We start from the raw sequence: 23,300 nt of genomic DNA on the forward strand, positions 1-23,300 counted from the left end.
TCTTTATTGGCACTTCTTAACCATGCAATCATTAACTCTTAATCATAGTTCCGTAAACTTTCCTAGCCAAGCACTTTTGCAAGTAGAAAACTTACGCAAAAGTTTTACTTTGCATCAGCAAGGAGGAATGCAACTTTCTGTTTTAGAAGGAGTTTCTTTGACAGTTAATGGGGGAGAATGTATCGCTCTTTCTGGAGCATCTGGTACTGGGAAATCTACATTTATGCGCTGTTTATATGCAAATTATCGCGTTGATAGTGGTTCAGTTTGGGTAAAACATGAACAATACTGGCTTGATTTATGCCAAATCGCACCCCACGAAATTTTAGCAGTTCGCCAGAAAACTATGGGATATGTCAGCCAATTTTTCAGAGTAATTCCTAGAGTACCAGCCTTAGATGTAGCTGCCGAACCACTATTAGAATTAGGCATAAATATAGATATTGCATATAACAAGGTTAAAGAATTATTTCTTCGCCTCAACCTTGCAGAAAGATTATGGCAGCTTTCCCCCACAACTTTTTCTGGTGGCGAAAAACAACGGGTAAATATTGCCAGAGCATTAGTAGTTGATTATCCAATTCTACTACTAGATGAACCAACCTCAGCCCTAGATGCTAGTAATCGTCAGGTAGTGATTGAACTATTACAAGAACGCAAAAATCAAGGCTGTTCCTTAATTGGAATTTTTCACGATGAAGAAGTGCGATCGCAACTCTGCAACCGCGAATTAATTTTTAATAGTTGACGGTTAACAGTTGACGGTTGACGGTTGACAGTTAACAGTTGATTTCTTAACTATCCCAACAAAGCATTTACCATTCCCAGTCATCAGTCATCAGTCATCAGTCACCAGTCATCAGTCACCAGTCATCAGTCACCAGTCATCAGTCACCAGTCACCAGTCACCAGTCACCAGTCACCAGTCAACAAATTATTATGAACGAGCAGATTTACACTAACTATCGTCTGCAACTACCAAATCAAGAAATACTAGGTACTTTAGTAATTAGAGATGGATTGATTGCTGATATTCAACCAGGGGTTGTGAGTCAGGGACAAAATGGTGAGGGAGATTATCTTTTACCTGGATTGATTGAGTTACACACCGACAATCTAGAACGCTGTATGTCTCCTCGTCCCGGTATTCGCTGGCCTTTAGAAGCCGCAGCAGTGTATCACGATCGCGATTTAGCCAGCGCCGGAGTCACAACAGTATGTGATGCGATCGCAATTGGTGATGTAGCAGCTGGTTCTCCGCGCTTAATTAACTATGCACCGATGATTGATGTTGTTTCCCAAGGACAAGCAGCCGGACGCTTTTGTGTGGAACATCGCCTGCATTTACGCTGTGAATTGGCTTATGAACAGGTCTATGAGATTACCGCACAATATATCAATCATCCTCTGTTATCCATGATTTCATTGATGGATCACACCCCAGGACAACGCCAATTTATTCGGTTGGATAAATTTAAAGAATATTACATGGGTAAACATGGTGTGACTGCTGACCAAATGGATGAATTTATTTCAACTCGTCAGCAAAAACAAGAAATATATGCACAAAAAAACCGGACAGCTTTAGTAGAACTTGCCAAAACTCAAGGTATTTCCTTAGCAAGTCATGATGATGCTACTGTGGAACACGTTAAGGAAGCGGTACAAGATGGTGCAGTATTAGCTGAATTTCCCACTACCTTAGAAGCAGCTAAAGCAGCCCACAGCTTAGGATTACAAGTATTAATGGGTGCGCCAAATTTAGTTTTGGGTGGTTCTCATTCTGGTAATGTTTCTGCAATGGAATTGGTATTGCAAAATTTAGTGGATGTGATTTCCTCTGATTACGTTCCCCAAAGCTTATTGCAATCAATTTTTATGATTGCACAGAAAACAGAAAAACCAATTTACGAAGCAATGCAATTATTTACCAGTAACCCAGCCAAAGCCATTAATGTATTTAGCGATCGCGGTAGTTTAGAAATCGGTAAAAGAGCCGATTTTATCACTGTCCATGATGATGGTATCGTACCTCGTTTAACTGCAACTATCTGCCGAGGCGATCGCGTTGCTTAATGCGGGAATGGCGGTAATTTCATTGGATTTATCTTCTACTAGGACTAGCCCTTTCAAGGTGTTGTGTGATGGGCAGATTTGTAGTTTTGTAAAAACAGGTACAAATCTGTTGGGTGGAGAAAAAAATGTTGCTAGGGCAGGTGTTTGAACGTTTTGTCAAAGAGAGTCCAGTATCGGTAATGGTTCGTGGGCTTTTAGAGAAAGCATTATGTCCTCAAATCCTTGATGAACTATTTGAACGTAGTGCCAAAAACCAGTACACTCGTGAGCTATTATTCTCCACAGTAGTGAATTTGATGAGCCTTGTAGTCTGCGGAGTTCATCCATCAGTACACGCAGCACACCAAGCATCAGTGGAAAAAATCGGTGTTTCAGTTACCTCGGTCTACAACAAAATCAATGGCATCGAACCGAGTACCAGTGGGGAGCTAGTCAGAGAGGTTGCTGGTCAAATGGAAGCGACGATTCGACACCTCAATGCCACAATGCCGGATTTACTACCAGGTTATCGAGTAAAAATTATTGATGGGAATGCGATCGCTAGCAGCGAACACCGTCTGAAAGTGCTACGTGATATTAGTAGTGCCCCATTGCCAGGACAATCTTTGGTTGTGCTTGATCCCAGTTTGATGTTGGCAGTGGACGTATTTCCCTGTGAAGATGGTCATGCCCAAGAACGCTCTTTGTTTGACGAAGTGCTAGTGAGTGTTGAAGAAGATGATGTTTGGATCGCAGACCGGAATTTTTGTACACTCAAGTTCTTATTCGGTATTGCTACTGGTCAAGGCTACTTTATTATCCGACAGCATCAAAGCCTGCCGTGGCAAGCAACTGATGATTTCCGGTTAGTAGGTCAAAGCGATAGTGGTACTGTATTTGAGCAAAACATCATCTTGAGTGCCGATGATGGTCAACTGTTAAAGGCACGACGAATTAAGGTCTGCTTGAAGCAGCCTAATCGCGACGGGGACAGAGAAATTTTTATTCTCACAAATCTGCCTTTGGAGGTGGCAAATGCAATTTTGATAGCCCAAATGTACCGCAAACGTTGGAAACTCGAAACCTTATTCCAAGTTCTGACAGAAAATCTCTGCTGCGAGATTAATACACTAGTACAGGTCGGCGGAAATAAACAGACCATATTGGTGGGATAATAAATAATCAGGTTAAAAGCAGTTTCGGGGGCGTATCAAGAACTCAGGGTGTGACTAGATTAACTCCTAAAATATTAAATTTAAGCGATGGCAAGCGTGATCAACTCCAACAGTTGCTCAACAGACATAATACGCCGCAACAGATAGCGCTACGAGCCAAAATAATTCTGATGGCATCTGAGGGTCAAAATCATCGTGAAATCGCCCGGAATTTAGGTATCAATCGGCAGATGGCTCGTTTATGGCGAAACCGATGGTTAGAAACCGAGGGTAAAGAATTATCGATTTTTCAAAGATTACAAGATCAAGAGCGTGTTGGCACACCAGTAAAATTTAGTATGGAACAAGTAATCGAGTTGTTTGCATTGGCCTGTTCTCCACCTGAAGATTACGGACGACCAATAAGTCATTGGACGCCAAGAGAACTAGCGGACGAAATTATGAAACAAGGTATTATTGAAAGCATATCTGTCCGCCATGTTGGAAGATTATTAGAAGAAGCAGAACTTAAACCCCACCAGAGTCGCTACTGGTTAACCCCCCCCTGTGGACGAAGAATTTGACGAAAAAGTGGAAAATATTACTGGTTTATACATGAGTGCCATTGAGCGTGCTCAAAACGCAGAGCGCACAATATCGATTGATGAAATGACGGGTATTCAAGCTACTGAGCGTCTAGAAAAAGACTTACCAATGCGACCGGGTAAAGTTGAAAGAAGGGAATTTGAATATATTCGTCATGGTACACAGACCTTGATAGCCAATATTGATGTTGCTACTGGTAAGATTGTCGCGCCAACTTGTGGAGATTCCAGAACAGAAGTTGATTTTGCTCTTCATATTCGTCGCACGATTGAAGCTGACCCTGATGCCAAAAAATGGGATTTGATTATGGACTGCCTGAACACTCATCAGTCTGAATCTCTGGTTCGTTTGGTTGCACAAAAAGAAGGTTTGGATATTAACTTGGGGATTAAGGGGAAAAGCGGCATACTCAAATCCATGAAATCCCGTGCTGCTTTTTTAAGTGACCCAACACATCGAATTGTTTTCCATTACACACCCAAACACTCTTCGTGGCTTAATCAAATTGAGATTTGGTTCAGTATTTTGGTTCGCAAGTTACTCAGAAGAGCAAGTTTCGCAAGTCTTGATGATTTGAAAAATCGAATCCTCCAGTTTATCGACTACTTTAATCAAAGAATGGCTAAACCTTTTAAGTGGACATACAAGGGTAAAGTCTTGGCTATTTAATGGTCTGTTTATTTCCGCCGTGTTGTACTAGTCCTAAAAATAACTCTTCCACTGTTTGACAATTTCCCACAATGGCTCAAAAGTTGCGGCACTATGGTCTCCTAAAACCCAAGCCAAAATACCTTGGGTAAAGTGATTTACTGCTGTCCACAGCCAGATTTTGTTCGATGAAAGTCTCTAATTCATCCAGTTCTCCAACTTCTGGGACGATATCTTCATTTGGTACGTCAGGTAGCTTTTCTCCTAGTTGTTTAACCCAATAAATAATAATAGTATGATGCACACTTGTAACCCGTTCAATCTTGCGAAAACCCATGCCATTGAGGTACATTTTTGTGATTTGAACTAAAAATTGAGATTTTAACTCATGATATGCTTCAGAAATGAGTATCCAGTTTATAGTTCACTTTTAATATTCGAGTTTTTTTACTAATAATGATTATCGTGTAGGGGATAAAAAAATTTATAAAAGCGACGTTTGTATCAATCCAACGGCAAGATTATCATTATTATTCAGCTACGATTTGAGTAGGTGATCGCTCTGTTGTTAGGTAATCGCATGTTCAATGAAATATTTTATTTTTACTCAGATATCTACTAAAACAAAAGTTTTGAACCATAACATGGGTATTTGAACCATATTTTGAATTGAAAGTTTAAGTTAGAACAATTTTGTCAGGGATTTTTTGTGCAAGTTTTGTCCAATTGTGTTTTTTCAACTCATTCTTTAGTTATGATTCAGAATTTCAACTCTCACTCATAATTTGATTCAAAGTTTTAATTTGTGATTAGCGCGAAAGCCTGAATTTTCGTTAACTCTTTTCTAATTTATGGATCAAAATTTTTCTCACATTATGATTCAAAGCATAATTTTTATGCACTCTTGTTTCAATTCCTCTGAATATCCTTTGTCGGGGTCGTACACATCGGTAAATTGGCGATCGCATTTGGTGCAAATTTGATTTTGTTTACCTCTTCACTTACCATTTTTCCGAATCTACGTAGACCCACTGTCTGGACAGTAAAAAAATACACGTATTTGAGATCTGATTCGCAAAGAAAATCTAAAGAGAACAGAGCCTCGGTTTATTCAGACTATAGGCTGAATCAATAACATTGATGTTGTTGTCGATGAGTCGTCTACCAAAGATTGAAAATCCGCACCGCAAACCCTATCCAAGTAATTTAAGCGATGCCGAATGGTTAATCCTCAAGCCGCTTCTACCTACAAAATTTTTTGGACAACGTACATCATCTCTCCATAGGTGATCGCCTGACACATGCTATTATTGCGGGAGCGGACATTAAAAGCTGTATCCTTTCTTACGTAGGGCTTAGAGCTTTTCTTAGTGCCATTCGTTTCAAGACGGTAGGAATTGAAGTTGAACATTGATATCGTTAAAGTCTTTGTCACCTCCACCAAATAAATCTTCTACACCAAAACAGTTCTTACCAAAGGTACGAAAATGGTCGATTTTGTCGGTATTTGCTCCTAAAAACCCAAAGTAAGCCATTGGGGCGGTAGATTCTAGAGATTGGTTACTGGGATTTTGAGATAAGAACTGCTCAATAGTACCGTTAGCAATTAAGAAAGGAGCAAATATTGAGCCGCCATTTAGTTCTATACTGCCATCCTGGGAACGATTACTCATAACTCCAACTTGCCGGGATAAAGCTGCTTGGGCATAACGTGAATCGCCAGGCATAATGCCATTAATTTGTCCAGTTAAGTCATCAACAGCATAGAACCCCAGCAAGTTATTGAAATTAGCTTCGCTTTGAATGGTTACTCCTACGTTGATTTGACTATTAAAGGAGCGTAAATCAATCAGTTCTTGATTTCCTAAAACAGGTGTGATGCCGTTCGATGGGGCATCTGGAGCAACCCGTACAGTCAATACTGCATCATCATAGTCGCGATCGCCACCGCCAGGAGTATCTTCCCATCGCAGTAGAAATTGATCTTGAGAAACTTTATCTGCAATCAGATAATTTTCAAAACCCCCATTTTCGTAGGGAAATCCTATAATTACATTCTCTGGTAAATTGCCTGCTGCTAAAGTTGCTTCGGCTTCATTCAGAGTTCCATCGGAAACCATCAGGAACCCGAATTGCTCACCTGCATGGAATGTTAGCCGTTGTTCCGCGTTGGGGTTAAACAAGTTACGGCTAACTGAAGAGAAGATTGTACGCGCACGAGCGATCGCGGCAGGTATATATTCTGGTTGGCTTGGTAAAATACCATCGATCCGTCCCTGCTGATCATCTACGACAAATACAGCTAAGTCGTTAGCACGGTTTGATTGCGAAGTATTAGGAGTAAAAATTAACTCTACATCTTTGTTTGTCTTACCCCCTAAGAAAAAGACATTATCTGTGTTACGAGCTAGTAAATCTGTTGGCACAATCTGGAAATTAAATTGTGCTTTTTCTAACTTTCCTCCAGAGGGATCGGTGACAGAGAAAAAGAAGCGATCGCTCCCGAAATAATTCCCATTGTCGGTATAAGACAGTTTGCTCTCGTCAATATCCTGTTGTGAGAATTGACTACCGACTTGTAATGGTTGTCCCGACAGCAGCAGTTGACCATTGACAGGTAATTCTAATATTTCAAAAGTCACTTCTGAAGGAATATTATCAGCGTCCGTTACCTCTAAAAGGTTGGTATCAATCAGTTGTGTTTCCCCAGCTAGCAAGACTACATTCTGGTTAGTCTTGATCGTTGGTAAATCATTAACTGAATCAACAGAAATCGTAAAAGTATTTTCTTCCGAATACAGTTCACCGTCAAAAACACTGTAGACTAAGGTAATATAGTTAACACCCCAACCGTTGGCATATGGTCGAAACTTGAGTTTTCCGGCCTCAATATCGGCAACCTCAATCTCATCTCCTTTACCAATGCTGGCATCATCTAAAGTCAAGAAGCCAAACCCTAATAACTCATCTATATAAATAGACTCAAAGGAGTTACCGTCAGGATCGCTATATCCAAAATCACTTACTTTAAAGACATATTCGGTATCTTCATTAATTGAAAAAGCCACATCTGCTGCTTTAGGTAAAAAGACATTACTATCTGCGGGTGCGGCTAACAATTTTTGATTCAGAGCCTCTGTTGTGTAGTCCTGATTGAACTGAGCCACAGTAAGTTGAGCAGTATTGGCTTGCAATTCATCTAAAAAAGTTTCTAGATTTTCGCCGAGCGCCTGGATTTTGCCATTCATGCGGAAGATGGCATTATAAATACTGTATGTCTTACTAGCAAACCCGTAAGACTGCCCAATACCTACTTCGAGTGCTTCTTTCGTAAAAGCCGAGATCGCACTGCTAATTAACATAGCAGCTGGCAAATTGCTAAGTAGTTTTTCCAAAGGTAACTCGCTCAGGTCTAACTGTTTACCTTGTTGTCCCTTGGTAATAAACTCATCTGCAATCTGATCTATGACCGTGTTGAGATCCTCGTCAGTAAAACTAGATAGCTGCTCTGCCAGAATTTCCATCTGGGCACCAATTAGGTAGTTTTTAGATTCATCATCCAGCTTAGGCGGCCAGATGATCGCTTCTACCTGACCAGTTTCGGGATTTGTGGCGAAACCTCCAGGAGGAGTCAGTGATACCAAGCTAATGGTCACCGAAGGATCTGTAATTAATACATTGGGATCGGTAGCCTCCAGTTGAGGATAGGTGCTGTTACCTGCGTAATACCAGGTTTCTTCAATAAAGCGCTCCGACTCTTCCGAACTTATACCACGTTTACGGGCAATTCGTTCAATCAAGCTAGTAAAAGGTGTGATCTCTGTAAACTCTGGTGGGGCGGTCAGCAGTCCTTCAAAAGGCAAGCCAGAAGATGCGTCATACCCATATCTCAGCGCCAGACGACCCTCATCTAAAGTAATTTCATCATCGCCGTTGACATCGAACTCGTTCCATTCACTATCAGTTAACTCTAGGTCAAATTCACCACTTTGATCCGTAATTGTGACAGGTTCTCCTTCATCTAACTCGCCATTGAAATTGGCATCTAAAAAGACAAGCCCATTAATAATATAGCCATCAACTGCCTTACCTTCTAATGCATAGCGGAAACCTTTATTACTGTCTAGTTTGAATTCAGCTACTTTCGTATTCCCAAAGTCTTTTGACCAGACTTTTCCATATCCTGTAATCTCAATTTGGGCGTTTAAGAATGCTTCTAGCGCACCAGAAAGAGCAAACAGATCGAGGGGATTTTTGATCGATCCGAGAATTTCACTGCCGCGAAGTTTACCATCATTGGTTTTTGTTTCTTCACCTTTATCTCGCAAATCGAGGCCTAGGGTTCCTTTCAACCCACCACCCAGAATGCCTTTAACGATAACAGGAGACACACCCAAACCTGCTACCAGCCTTGCATCGACGCTTAATTCTGGTTTGTCTTTTCCAGAATTATCTAAGTCATCAAGATAAAACCCATCTAACGCCAGATAAGAATCCTTGAGGGCAAAATCTTTCTTATACCACTGCTGTAAGCCATAGGAGTCGAACCCAAATCGCAGATCTGTACGTGCATTAACACTACCCTGTATTTCAGCAGAAATATCAACTCCGTAATAATTACCGAGTGGGACACTTGCGGAGGCGTTAAAGTTCAAATCGAGTTGTGGGGGAGTGTATTTTAGTAGATCGATTGGCGCACTGTTAGCTGGATCGCCTGATAGCAATACCTGAATTAATCGGCCGGGATCTTTTGCTAAAGGAATCTCCAATCCTTCTAATGCACCCAGCTTCTGAATAATTGTTTTGACGATGCCATTGCTGTTGTTATTTGCTTGAGTTAGGGGATCTGCTTTCTTGTCAGTATTCTGTACCAAACTATTTAAGTTTTGAGGCTGACTTACCCCATTTGAGTCTACAGGATTAGAAGCTTTTACACCCGTTAAGTCAAAACTGCCAAAGTCAAGCTTGATATTTTCGTTCTCAGGAACTTTAGTAATTAACTCGGTAATCTCTGCAATTTTGCCTAGTAAATCTGCATACTTGATAGCAGTTTGAAGGCTTTTTTCAACTTTCTCTCTTTCTTGGATAGGCTTGCTTTGGTAAGCCAGAGGAATGAAAAATGCTGCCATCTCCAAAATGCTAACTTTACCATCTTTATTCTTGTCAAATTGGGATGTAGCTCCCAAATAGGTAAAGAGTTTTGTATCTTGGTTTAACACCCGAATCAGAGGTTTAATCGGGTCAATCACCTGATTGACAGTTGTGAAAGTTGGTTTGAGGAATTTAGTTACAAAACTGCCAAAGTCTAGCTGCACATTCTGCAACTGAGCACTTAATCCATTAGCTGAAACCTCGGTAGAGTTTCCATAGTTGAATAGCGGGTAGTTGAGATTAAAGTCAAAATTTACTGAGGGAAAGGCAGTATCACCCGCAAAGCTCGTCTGAGCCTTTAAGTTGAGTCTGCTTTCTCCTGCTAGTTTGTATTCAGGCAGATCAGAAAAGCGATATCCATCTTGCTCTGAACTTTTAAAAACATTATATAGTTCCGTTAAGGTGAGACGACCATAGTCTTCTTGAAAAGTAACTACTTTGCCGCCTTGCAAGTCCTCTTTGCCATCTTTATTTTTAGTAATCAGGTCAAGATTAAACTCGTTATTTTGATAAGAAAATGGTTCGATAAAGATAGATTGCACATCTCGATCGAGTGCATCCTGACCTGTTTTAGTTTTTAAATTAACAGTATCAAGTTTGTTGTTGTTATTTAAGTCAACATAACGCACACTGCGACCTTGGGGATCAATCGTAATTCGGATCAACGGTTCTTCGCTATCTTGCTGGCGGTTACCATTGATGTCGATATACAGTCCATTTTGATTGAAGTTGGCAGCAACATTAGTATTTGATTGGAGAACGGTAGAGCCAAGAATAATCGCCCCTTGGGGGAAGCGCAGGGGGTTATCATCAGAGATTGCACTCGCTTCACCCGGATCGAGTACTTTATTATTGTTGAGATCCAAGAAACGGCTACCATTTTTCAGGCGAATTACTTGCCATTCTTGCTGGTCAAGTTGATCGTTTTGGTCATAGTCCAGAAAAGTTTTGCGTGTTTCAGGAAGAACAAATTGACCATTCTGAACTCTCACTTCAAAGCTATCTTGCTGATTGTTGCGGTTCCAATCTAAGAAGCGAACATTATTAATTGTTAAAGCTTGGGGTTCAAATTCATCCAGTTGACTATTGCCATTCAAGTCTAAGAAAGCGTTGTTGCTATCAACTAAAGTCAAAGGAGCATCTGCATCTAAAACTCGATTGTTGTTACTATCTAGACCAGCGTATACTTGTTCGCCACCGTAAACATCAAGCAGATTGTTACCATTCTTATCAAGATAAAGAATTCCGCTAGCAGGTTTAGTGTTGATTGTATTGGGGACATTGGTTTTGATGAGTATGTCTTCACTGTCGAAACCATTACCATTGAGGTCGAGAACGTTATCAAAACCTCGTAGTTCAAATGCATAATTACCCAACAAATTCCGAAATGTTGATTCTGATTGTAAACTGGGTGTTTTTGTAAAAATTTCTGGTACCTTGGAGATGGGTTCAAAAGTGTCTTGCTGATCATTTTTATTTAAATCAAGATAACGATTTGAATTTGAACCTGTAAGTACTTGTGGCTCATAGGCATCTTTCTTACTATCACCATTTAGGTCTAAAAACTCAACAGAAGCTGGTAAGTAATAGTTACCCGATATTGTTGAGAATAAAGAGCCATTTCGAGGTTCATTATCTTGAAGCTTACTGTCTCGGTTTAAGTCTAAATAGTTAATGAAATATTCAGTATCTCTGTCTTGATTATCCTTCCACTTAAACGTCTGAGAGTCTGCTCGTAAAAAATCAACTTTTTGTAGTTGCAATGAGAAGGGAGTATTCAAATCCCACGGGGTTGTCGTGAAAATCTCTCCTACCTCAAACACCTGACTATTATTCAGGTCTATAAAGCTGCGACCATTCTTGGTAGTTTCTGGTATGATTATCCTGCCATCTTTTGCTTCTGCTTCTGCTTCTGCTTTTGGTTCAAAGTTGTCTTGGCGACCATTACGGTTCAAATCCAGAACTTTGATGCCGTTTGTCCCTTCAGGAGCAATGATTTGAGGTTCATCAACATCCCGCTGACCATTGCCATTAAAGTCTAAGAAAGCCGGATTGTAGCGTGTTTCCTCAGAAGCTACTCCATCTTGAACTTTAAAAGCGTCTGTTGTTCCTGCTTTGCGGCGCGGTTCGTTATCGTCTAATTGGTTATTTTTGTTAAAGTCGATCACATCGTATTCGACATTGCTACCATTGACTGTGGCAGATAATTTTGTCAACTTGAATGGACCTAGAGCCAGGGTAGGATCTGCGGGTAGAATTGTGGCAACTTCACCAAGTCCAGGGAAACTGCTGGTGACGATTGGTAGTACAAACGAGCCATCTGGTTGACGCACAGGTTCAAAGAAACCTTTTTCGCCATTGCGGTTCAGGTCAAGGAAGCGATCGCTTCCTTCGCCTACGCCCTGTGGTTCTAGGTCGTCTTTCTTACCATTACCATTTAAATCTAAATAAAATTCCCGGTAAACAGTGACCTGGTAGTTAGGATTGTTGGCGATGGTCAAGGGGTCAGAGGTTCCGGCTTTCGCTCTAGGTTCAATACCGTCTAATTTTCCATTGCGATTGAAATCTAGATAACGGTACTCAATAGTTTGACCTGATTCGGTGACTTTAGCAATCTGATTCAATCCTTCCAAGACATAAGGTTCACCAGGGTCAAGCTGATAGTTGCCATCGGTATCAAAATAGTAGGTGCGGACTTTATCCCGAATAGTAGTTCGATAAACTCCTTCATTTTGTCTAGCTTTGGGTTCAAAATTGCTATCGTAGATTTTGTTGCCATTGAAGTCGAGATAGCGGTAACTAACTGAAGTGCCATTTTCTTGCAGGGCGATCTGTCGAATGATTGGCTCACGCCCAAATGGTTCTGCGTTATCATTCAGATCCAAATAGCTGACAGATTTCTCGTTGATGCGGAATTGTTCGTAGGCAGAATTGACAAACGGTTCTCCTTCATCCAGTAGCAAGTTGTTGTTCACATCAACAAAAGCAATTCCTGCACCATTAACAATACGCCCTTCACCCGCCGAATCAACATCAGGATCGAGCTGCTTGTTATTGTTGCGATCAAGTGATTTATTGATGATGGGGTCTTCTGGATCGCGAATATTGTTTTTGTTGAAATCGACGTAATAAGATTTGGTGTTGCTACCACTAGCACCAGTCGAGAAACTACTGATCTCGAAGTTTGTATTATTGAAGTATTGCGGATTAGTTGTACTAGGTTCCCCCACGTCAAGCTGTTCATTGCGGTTAGCATCAAAGTAGTAAGTATTACCATCACTTGTTCTGCGGTAAACCCCGTCCCGCTTACCTTGTTTGACATCATCGTATAATCCATTTTTGTTGGTATCAAATGGATCGGCTGTGCGATTGGGAGACCTAGCAATAACATTGGCATCCCGATTGACTTGAATCTTAGTTTCCGGAATCCACCCTGGAGCTAGGGTATAGCCTGGCTCTTTGACTTTTAAGGCTTCTGTGGTGTAATACTTACCTCCACTCTTCTTGTTTGCCCAAGCTTCTCCAGTATCCAACAGTCCATTAGAATTAGTATCAAAAAATACAACACCGGATTGAGTATCTAAATCCCTCAATTTAATTTCTGCCCCCACCTCCACTTTAGATGGGTCATCGGTTTTGTTAGCAAAATCTAGACGCACAGGCCCAAGATTTCCCTGTCCCTGAAACTGGTCGTCTAAAACCAGATTGAGCTTAACCTCGGCTTTTGTGTGATCAGTGTCAATAAAGAAAACATTTCCAACACCACTTAAACCTTGTGCAGCGACACCACTTAAAGCACCACCCGCATCAAATCCATAGGTCAGCAAAATTTTAAATTCAAAATTACCCTTCACCTTGCCTTTGATATTTAGTCCCAATGCTGGAACTCCCATATCACCTGTTAAATCAATATCAAACAGGTTGAAGGTTTTGGTCAGTTCTATTTGAGTCAGAGTTTTATCATCTGGTGTAACAATGGTGCGGACTATGGGTTCAATATCCCCAAATAGTTTAACGCCACCAATTTCTATACTTCTGAGAGCCTCTTGCAAACTCCGCTTCAGCGTTGGAGGAGTGGGGTTAGCTTGTTTTTGAATTTGTTCTTGGATGAATGGGCCTAACTTACCTAAAAAACCAGGCAGTTTACCTTCTAATTTACCCAAAACCCCAATGCTGAGGTTTTCCATTGCCTTCTGCACCGTCTCCATAGCCTGAGCTGGAGCACTCGCCGCTACTTGCGGTTCAACATAGCGATCGCTCACCCGCACATCTATCGGGTCAACCAGGAAGTTATTGTACATTAGGTCTGTACTCTGAACCTGGAAGTTAACGGAAGCCTGCTGAAAGGGTTGTTCGTCTTCGGCAATGCCATCTTCAATTGCCTGCACTGTTACAGGTTGCAGCAGATACCAGTTATCTTTAGTGAAAGTGAGGGTGCGGGTTTGTGGGGGAGTTTGGCTTTCACTCAGCCCGATTTGGTACTGTTCTTGATACCTTGTGGGCGCATTTAATGTAATCGTGACAGGAGCAGTAGGCTCACTCAGGAGCGAAACAAAGATTTGGGTGGTCTTACCTTCCTCAATTGCCGTGTAAGTTCCTGGCTGTAACACCTGAATCCCCGGCTCATCATCATCTTGTAGCGTAATTGTAGATTCGGTAAATTCCGAATTGAGAGTATAACCTTCTCCTGGCAGCAATCTGACTACGATCGTCTCTTGCTTGGCTTCAACTATTTTGTCATCTAGGGGAATAAAGTTTAAACTACCCAGATTTTCACCCGGAGCAATACGGATAGTACCTTTTTGGGGTATGGGTTGATAATCCAGGCTATTCTCTGCTGTACTGCTAGTGAGGATTTCGTAATTGACGTTTATGCCTGTGCTGTTTTGGAGAGTCGGATAGTTGAGTTGAACGGTGAAATATCCTGGTGTTGAGGACAGTTCAGAACCGGACAGCCCTGGATTTAAACTGACGATCGGTAGATCGTTATCTAAAATCGTTACTTTCTTGTCTTCAATTTTGCCATTGAGGGCTGCATATAACGGATCGGTACTGGCGATCGTCAACCCAAAAGCAGATTGCTGCAAGGGTTCTACCACGATGTCATCGACTGCACTAAATTGAACTGTCTGCGATCCAAACCAGTTATCGGGTGTAAAAGTCAGTGTTACAGGTTGGAAGCTATAGCGATTAAGCAGTTGGATTTGTTCATCTTTAGGAGTGATTGTGACCTGTACATCTTTGAGAGGTTGACTGCTGAGTTTGACAGTAAATGCACCGGATCGTCCTTCCGTTGTACTGGCTAGATCGGTAATAACCAATCCAGCCGTATCCCCAGGCGATATTTGACCTCCAGATCCAGGAAGCTCTAAACCATCTTGACTTGCTAAGTTGAGTGGTGTAACTGCAAGCTTTTGATAAGTCTGGTCTTCACTGGTGGTTGTTACAACAATTTGAAATGGCACGGGAACAATGCCATCTGCAACATTATCATCTTGAGGAACGACCTCTAAAGATTGAATTTGATTCCAGTTTTCAGGGGTAAAGACTAATGGTAAAGCAGACTGAGCGCCTCTAGCAGCGATAAATTGACTCAGCCCTTCCCGTGATTCGTTCAAAGCTTTGCTAATCTGCTTACGTAAAACGTTCTCATCGCCTGAGTATTGCAGTAGCGCTTTGTCAGCTCGATTACTACCCAAATAAACGACAACAGGGGCTGTAGGCTGAGTGGTCAGCTTTACATCCAGACGAATCTTCTCATATCCACCTTCTGTAATTGTTGTAGCACTTGCCTGTAGATTAACCCCAGCTGTATCGTCATTTTTAATTGTGACAGCAATATTTTCTAGAGGGTTATTTAGGCGATAGCCAGTGTTACGATTGAGCGAAAGCTTGAGTACCTCATCTGGTTCTACCACAGTATCGGCAACTGGTTTCACCTCAAATTCTACAGACTGCTGACCTGGGGCAATAGTGACACCTGCATAATTTTCAAAGTAATGCAGTTTCCCATCAGCAGATCCTACGACCACATCCTGATAGCCATCTGAGTTCAAATCAACGGCTGCGGGTGCAGCATTCTCACCCACATCAACCCCATTTAAAGGATTGAGGTCATTTCGCAATTGCCAGATGTTTTGTTGGGGGCTACCAGTATTTAAGTAGTAATCTATTTTACCATCAGCTTTACCTACCAGCAAATCTTGATCGCCGTCTAAATCCCAATCAATCGCGGCTGGACGAACTGTACCACTAACTGTAGCGATGTTACTCTGTGGTAAAAATGTCACTTGCTGATTCGTGGTTGTGGCAATGTAATGCTTGAGTTGGTCTCCTTGTTGCACCAGAAGAGACACGCCTTGGGGAGCTTGTCCCAGATCCACTAAAACCGGATTGATGCCAACGGTGGGTTGTCCTGTTCCTATTGGCTGTGACGTGATGGGAAAAGCTACTTGTCCAGGCTGACCAAAATTCTTGAAAAATAGCAGTTGTCCTGTCCCCTGACTCAGAACCACGTCCGGTTTGCCATCCCCATTGATATCTAAAATCGCAGGACTTTTATCGGGAATCAGATTAGTTGTGTTGTAGACGCTAAACGGATTGATCTTGGCAGTATCGGCAATGGTTTTGTAGATCGCCCTTCCGGGTGTGCCTGTATTCTGGTAGTACTGCAACTGTCCAGTTTTTGCACCGACAATGAGATCAAAGTCACCATCGTTATCTAAGTCCGCAAAGGTTGGTTTGCTATTGTCCCCAACATCTAAAACTTGGTTAGTGTTTTCTGCACTATCAATACTATCAAAGGGGCTATCACCGATCGCAGTCTGACTAGCAATTAACAGCCGATTCAGAGGTGTGATGTCATGGCGATCGCTCGTACTGTTATTGTCAGACAGATAAACCACGATGGAGCGATCGGCAGTTTTGTCTAACTGCACGCGGAATCGAACAGCCGTGCCAGAATCTTCATTGACTGTAGAATTGGATGCATCAACTACACTCAGGGTAGCTAGAGGCAGATTTTGATCTATGTCAGCTAAGGTTTGTTGCCCGATTTTTGGTGGCGGTGGATTGGTGCGGTTATCAACCTCGGTATCATTATCGAGATTGGTAATAGAAATGGGGAAAATATGACCATAAAATGGCGAAGAGCGATCGGCTGCTGCTGTAGCTTGTACTGTATAGGTAATGTCACCGTCCTTAACAGGATCATCAACTCCAAAAACAGTTACATTTTGGTACTGGTTCCAGTTTTCTGAAGTAAAGATCAGTTTGGTAGTGGAAAAGAAGCCTTCACTGGCATCCAGTCCTTTGAGATTGATGGTGATCGGCTGTGTGGGTTGCGTACTTAAGCGAATGCCGATTGTCTCGCTGTTACCAGTTTCACTTGTTTCTAGGGAATTGAATGCCCCAGGATAGGTTGTGGTAGTCTCTCCAGTAGTCGGATCTGTGGTGATGACAGCATTTACCACCTCAATTCTCGGAATATCATCATTGAGAATTGCCAAAGTTGCATAGGGTTTTTCAGAAACATTGGTCAAGGTGACAGTAACTGTTTCATTGGTTTCCAAGGACTCATCAGCAGTTGGAACAATGGTTATTTCTCCTCTTATCTGCCCTTCGGGAATTGTCAGACCGAGTGGGTCGGAGGTAGAGTAGTCCTGTCCAGCTGTAGCACTACCTGAGAGGGTGTACTGATAGGTGACACCGCCCACAGGCGCAGGACGATCCAGTAGCACAACAAATTGTAATGGTAAACTACTATCTTCCTTGACGTTGCCTGTTCCCCCAATCGTGGTCACGAGGGGAGGATACACTGGTTCAAGGACTCCTTGCCCTTCCTGAACTCGCAAGTTAGGAGTAGTGGTAACACGGTAGGTAGCCTTTCGACTAAAATGATAATTGTTGTTAGTGCTATCAGTATCAATCGTTACAGAAAATGCGACAAACTTGTCTTGTGGACTGTTTCTGATCTGATCCGCAGGGGGAATATTAGTTATAATTAAGGTTTTAGTGTTTTCCCAATCACTAGGTGTAAAAGTCAGGGTATATTCTGTCGGTAGTGGGGTTGGCGGTTCGAGTGTGTTACTAAGGACGACCACAGCAACTTTCAGTTTCACAGTGACATTGCTTACAGGCTGACTGGTCAGCTTAACTTTCAGCTTTGCTTTACCATCTTTGATTAGTAAAGGATTGACATTTGGGATATTAAAGCCGTATTCAGAGATGAGAGCATCATATTCATCTAAAATCAGCACCCCAGCATTAAACTTATTGCTGTCTTCCAGGGTTAGGGTAATTGGTACTTTGGTTAAAAAGCTACCATCGCCAATAGGTTGACCCAAAACAGAGTTGCGGAGTTTATAGTCAGAGTAGGTGGGGTACAAAAACTCTTGGGGAACAATCTGCTTCTCAATTCCTGGCCCTGACCACAGGAGTTGAATTCCGGCGTTTCCCTGGTCGTTGTAATAGTCAAGTTGCAGATCGTAAAATTCATCAGCCTTCAGTGTGATTTTGCCACTATTTTCGAGCGCAGACTGATCTCCAATCCTCTGCATATCAATCAGTACTTGACCGTTAATAGTTAGGCGCGTTCCTTCGTCACTGTTTGTATAGAAAGTGTATTCTCCACCCTTGCGTGGGCGGATGTGTCCTTGCCAGCGAATGCTAAAGTTATTTGACGATAGCTCTGGTAGGGGCTTTCCATTCCCATAATTGAAATCAATTTTGGGGTCTAGGCGGGTTGCGACTGGCGCTCCGGAAAAATTTCTATTGTTAAAATACTGTCCTTCCAGACCTCGACTAAATGTACTGGGTAGAATCTCTAGTTGAATTGTCTTATTTGGGGCATCAATTGCATTCCGGAAAGCTGCGAAATAAATCCGCCCAGTGCGTTCTCCTTTGGGAATAATGATGCCATTGAATTGGGTATCGGGATTAGTTGAAACTTTACGGTATTGAGAGTTTTGATAATCTACTCCCTGAATGGCTGTTCCGCCAACAATGTTGTAGTCGATCCACAAGCCTCGATCGGCCTCAACGGGAGCAGGAAGTTCCATTTGGATATAGCCCACATCCGCAAGGTAACCAGAGGAATCAGCAGCATATAAGCGACTGGATGGTATGAGTTCCTTCGTGGTCTTTCCTGGTTCTTGCCACAATAGTTTGAGTGAGGCGTTATTATTGTCGTGAGCATATTCCACGCGCAGGTCATAAAGTTGCTCTGGTTTGAGAGCGATCGCTGCTTGATATTCTTTAGCTCCTATGCTAGTTGGAGTTTGCCATTGATCGATCAACAGTTGATTGTTTAACCACAGACGCACGCGATCGTCAGTTTGCACAAAGAAAGTGTAGTTGCCTTCAGCCCCACTTTTTATTTTTGCCGTCAACCTTGTACTAAAAGTGGAAACATTGCCTGTGACTTTGCCAAAGATGGGATTTTTGTCAAGACTCAAATTAGGCAAAGTTCCACTGCTGTGAAAGTGTGTTAAATCCAGAGACGCGAAGTAATCTGCTCGCACTCCCTGAAGGTTTTCTGAGAGAGATTTAATTTCCGTAATCCGAATACTAGGTTCGTCGTCAATGAGAGTGAAGTCTGCGGCTCCACTCTCATTGGGGGATGTGGGAGGTCTGCCTACAATCCAAACATCAGGTAATTTCTCGAAATTTTTAGGATCAAAAACTGCACCTTGAGGTTGATCGAGATACAGCCTAAATTTCTCGGAGGCTTTTTCATCAAAGTCCTTGTTGCCTTTGATTTGAACCTCAATAATCTTACTAATCTCTCCTGTAGCAAATGTCAGGGTTCCACCGATGGGAATATAAGGTAAATTATTGTTGGTAGGTGTATTTGTTGCTAGATCGTACCCATCCGTGCGGTAGCGGAAACTAACCGTACTGCTGCTTGGCTGATTGAGCTTAACTGTAAAAATTGCTTTATTGGGTTTGTCGGGCGAACCTTCCAGAACACTAACATCATCAATACTAATGACAATGCGATCGTCATTTTGGATGGTCAGGTTAGCTGCATTTTGACCGATGGCGATTGGTAGAGTGGTTGAGCTAGAAGTTGGGTTATTTAGTTCCAAGCGAATTGTTTCATCCAGTTCGATGGTGTTGTCACCGATGATCGTGATGGGAACAGACTTTGTGGTTTCTCCCCGCCCAAAGGTGAGCTTTCCAGAAGTAGCCGTGTAGTCAATTCCAGGAGTAGCCGTTCCGGTAAAACTGTAGTCAACACTCACCGTTTCGTCTGGCGATCCTTCACGAATCACTGTAAAACTGGCGGAGGTTAGTTGTCCCTGATTTCCCTCATTTCTTGGGTAAGTATTGGTGACAACAGACAATTTAGGCTGGTCATTGTCTTTGATCGTCACAACAGTTTGACCGTTACCCAAAATAACCTTCCCATCCGTCCCTAACTTAGGGTTACGGAGTTGCACTATGATGGTTTCATCTGGTTCGTAAAGGGTATCGTCTTTTAGGTAAAAAGTGATATCCTTTTTAGTTTCACCGGGTGCAAACGTAATCGAACCATTAGACAAGTCAAAATCTGCTCCCTGAGTTGCTGTACTTTCACTGGAGACAATATACTCAACGGTAACAGGCTGGGTTTCGGCATAGCTTAGGGTTACAGGAATGTTATAAGGTCTAATCTTATTGGGGTAGAAGCTTGTTGATGCTTCAGTAGCTAAGGTATAATCGATCTGATTACCAAGACTTACTTTTAAAATATCATCATCAATAATCGTCACTACAGCGTTGTTAGTTGCAACCACATCACCAGTATTAAAACCGGAAGTAGGTTTAAATTCCATCACTAAAGTTTCATTGTTCTCTAGGATGTTGTCGCCCTTAATTCTGATAGAAGCAGAAACTTTGGTAGTATCTTTGGGAATGTAAACGCTCGCTACTGATTGGAAAGGATCAAGGTCAGAAGCGTCGGCAGTACTCTTACTAAAATCTGGTTTTAACTCAAAAGAAGAAAGTATATCCAGGGGTCTGTCTAAGGTTACTTCAATATTGGCAAGTGAAAACTCTCCCTGCTTCCCTTCGGTGACAGAAATATTGGAGAAGGTAATGTTAACAGCGTCATCATTCTGAATCAGAAAACTGCCACTTCCCTGAGTGGTTGTTGCTTTTCCTCCAGAAGAGCGAATCGGGTTACTTAGGTACAAAGAGACGGATTCAGATGGCTCAATTTCTTGATCGCCGATTACTTCTATTGCAAAAACTTTACGAGTTTCTCCGGAATTAAAGGTAATTTTTCCTGACTGTTGCTGTTCTTGTGTCCGAAAATCGCTGCCAAATGATGCCGGAGTGTATATAGGAGGTACATATACATAGTTAGGGTCGCTCAAATTTGGCAGTGCCTTATATAAGTTGTAATCCAGCGTCAGTGTATCGGGAATCGCCTTATCTAAAGTCACTACAAATTCAACTGTTTTATTGCCACTATTCCCTTCAATGACATTTTCAGGGGAAATTACTGTGTAAATTACAGACGTTGCAGGATCGTCATTACTGATAGTGAAGATTCCGGTTTTTTTGACAATTTCAACAGGAGTTCCTTTTTGGGTACGAGCATTACTGAGGTTGACTATAACCGTTTCATCGCCCTCAAAGTCTGTATCACCTTTCCTAGCTAAATCTAGGAATTTCTGGGTTTCATAGTCAAAGGTGAGCGTACCAGTGACAGGTATCCTCAACTGATAATCGCTGTTCAGGGTGGCTGTGCCATCGACAATCTGGTAATCAACCAAGATTTTCTCTGATGTCCGCTTGTTCAAGCTAACAGTAAAGGCATTAGTCAGGTAAACGATATCCGTTGGGTTGTTTCCTTCATAAGCACCATAATCGCTGATGCTGAGTCTTAAGGGTTCGTCATCATTAACGATGGTCAACGTTCCCTGTTTTTTGGCGATCGGCACGACTAGGTTAGGAACACCGCTCACCTCCGCTGATTGAATATCTAAAATAACGGTTTCATCAGGTTCAAAGTCGGTATCTCCGTTGACGTATACTCCTACTGTTGCGCTTGTTTGTCCAGGCAAAATTGTCAGAAATCCGCTTCCACTTGCAGAACCGAATAAAGAATAGTCCTCTCCTGAAGTCGCAGTACCATTAGAAATCTGGTATTTTAGATCGATCTCCCGATTGTAGGGATTTGATAACTTGACTGTGAAGTTGACAAAATTTTGGTAACTATTCAACTCAGTTACAGCCAAATCTTCAACACTCAGAGAACCTGGAGGCAGACCATTGATGTAATAGCGCACAGCACCATCTTGAGTGCCGACGAGCAAATCCAGATCTGTATCTCCGTCCAAATCGGACAGAACTGGATGGCTGTAGCTTCCAAGGGTTAGTCCGTTAAATGGATTAGCGTCTCCAGTTTGCAGTTCGTAAAGAGGCTGCGAGCGACTGCGAATATTTTTGTAATAAAGGATGGTACCATCTTTAGTGCCTATAGCTACATCCAGGTCGCCATCACCATCAAAATCAGCAAGATAAGGGCTGCTATACCCATCTGTACTACCGCCTGCACTGTTAATATCTACAAAGTACAGTGGATTATTCACTCCCGTTTGCACTAAGAACTTACCGGAGTTGGTAGCACTGCCTGAATTAATTGCATAAGTAATTTTGCCGAAGCGATCGCCTAATAGCAAATCCAAATCACCGTCAGCATCTATATCTCCAAGGGTAGGAGTGACAAATCCGCCTTCACCATAAACTGTAAATGTTGGTTTGGGTGGGCTGAAGACGGTTCCTAAGTAGGAGGAAAAGCGATTAAATATATTATTAGAACTATTACTGTTGGAAGGTTGAGTGGCAAAAGGACTTCGCTCAACGAGTTGCAGGGAAAAAACTGGGTTTGTCTTTGAACCAGTGTTTAGCAGGTAAGCCAGTTGTCCAGAAGATTGACCTGCTATCAAATCAAAATCGCCATCTTGATCTAAGTCCCCGAAGGTTAGTGAAGAGAGGCTATCAATTGTTACCCCACTCAGAGAATTAGCTAAACTCGTCTGCACTACGAAGATTGGATAGGCACGAGAGCCATTATTCTTGTAATAGCGAATTGTACCATTGCTCGATCCTACAAACAGATCCAAGTCACCATCATTATCAATATCCACTAACGCAGGAGTAACATTTAAGTCAGCAGATAAAGGCTGTTGATTTTGAATATTTGTTCCTGAGGTGAAGTTAGACATTTGAGTTCCTGATGATACACTAAATAAATATACTGACTTACTAACAGAGTTCTACGAAGAATCTCTCCGGTACTATCACAGATATTGGCTGCGGCTGGGACTATCCTAAATTCCCTCAATAAAATTTGAAAAGACTTAATAGAGGCTTGAGACAGTCTTGCAATAGTCGAAAAATTGTTGCCTACCAAAATGTGACGATCACAATATAGACGGGAAAACATTTATACAATATTCGAGAAATTACTGAAATTGCTGCAAATTCTCATGATTGTTACTGTATTTTTAACTACTTATCAAACAGTATTAGCATCATGACCTACAGTACTAAGTAGGCAAATATGAAAAACCACGCATAGGAGGGTTGTGTATTCAAGTGTGTCGCAGTAATAAGAAATACTAATAATTCCTCGTTGCTTCCCCAGCCTCAAGAGCTTATCTTCACGATCTAAAGGTCTAATGAAGTAACTCC

At 41.9% G+C, this 23,300-nt stretch carries 6 protein-coding genes and 2 pseudogenes; 6 read left to right on the forward strand and 2 right to left on the reverse strand.

Annotated features, from left to right (window positions below; all coding sequences use genetic code 11):
• Positions 1-22 precede the first annotated feature (22 nt).
• From phnL to H6G41_RS22985, 5 genes are all read left to right on the forward strand, one after another.
• Complete coding sequence (gene phnL / locus H6G41_RS22965; RefSeq protein WP_190748952.1) at positions 23-748, forward strand: phosphonate C-P lyase system protein PhnL; 726 nt, start codon at positions 23-25, stop codon at positions 746-748.
• Positions 749-939: 191 nt separating this feature from the next.
• Positions 940-2,076, forward strand: a complete 1,137-nt coding sequence (phnM, locus tag H6G41_RS22970) for a phosphonate metabolism protein PhnM (protein WP_190748954.1) — start codon at positions 940-942, stop codon at positions 2,074-2,076.
• Between the two features lie 125 nt (positions 2,077-2,201).
• Complete coding sequence (locus H6G41_RS22975; RefSeq protein WP_190748956.1) at positions 2,202-3,230, forward strand: transposase; 1,029 nt, start codon at positions 2,202-2,204, stop codon at positions 3,228-3,230.
• A 50-nt stretch (positions 3,231-3,280) separates the two neighbouring features.
• Complete coding sequence (locus H6G41_RS22980) at positions 3,281-3,793, forward strand: helix-turn-helix domain-containing protein (protein WP_190748958.1); 513 nt, start codon at positions 3,281-3,283, stop codon at positions 3,791-3,793.
• Positions 3,777-4,484 carry a transposase gene (locus H6G41_RS22985; RefSeq protein ID WP_308796302.1) on the forward strand — a complete coding sequence of 236 codons (708 nt, stop codon included), beginning with the start codon at positions 3,777-3,779 and terminating at the stop codon, positions 4,482-4,484. The genes H6G41_RS22980 and H6G41_RS22985 overlap by 17 nt, the downstream gene beginning before the upstream one ends.
• A gap of 36 nt (positions 4,485-4,520) precedes the next feature.
• On the opposite strand, the pseudogene H6G41_RS22990 reads toward H6G41_RS22985, so the two are convergent.
• Positions 4,521-4,851 (reverse strand): annotated as a pseudogene (locus H6G41_RS22990) (IS1 family transposase); the annotation flags it as partial.
• A 764-nt stretch (positions 4,852-5,615) separates the two neighbouring features.
• On the opposite strand from H6G41_RS22990, the pseudogene H6G41_RS23000 reads away from it, so the two are divergent.
• Positions 5,616-5,726: pseudogene (locus H6G41_RS23000) on the forward strand (transposase); the annotation flags it as partial.
• Between the two features lie 119 nt (positions 5,727-5,845).
• Here the strand turns inward: H6G41_RS23000 and H6G41_RS23005 are convergent.
• Positions 5,846-22,831 carry a Calx-beta domain-containing protein gene (locus tag H6G41_RS23005; protein WP_190748960.1) on the reverse strand — a complete coding sequence of 5,662 codons (16,986 nt, stop codon included), beginning with the start codon at positions 22,829-22,831 and terminating at the stop codon, positions 5,846-5,848.
• Positions 22,832-23,300 lie beyond the last annotated feature (469 nt).

Source organism: Tolypothrix sp. FACHB-123, from assembly GCF_014697075.1.
In the GTDB taxonomy this organism is placed as follows: Bacteria; Cyanobacteriota; Cyanobacteriia; order Cyanobacteriales; family Nostocaceae; genus Aulosira.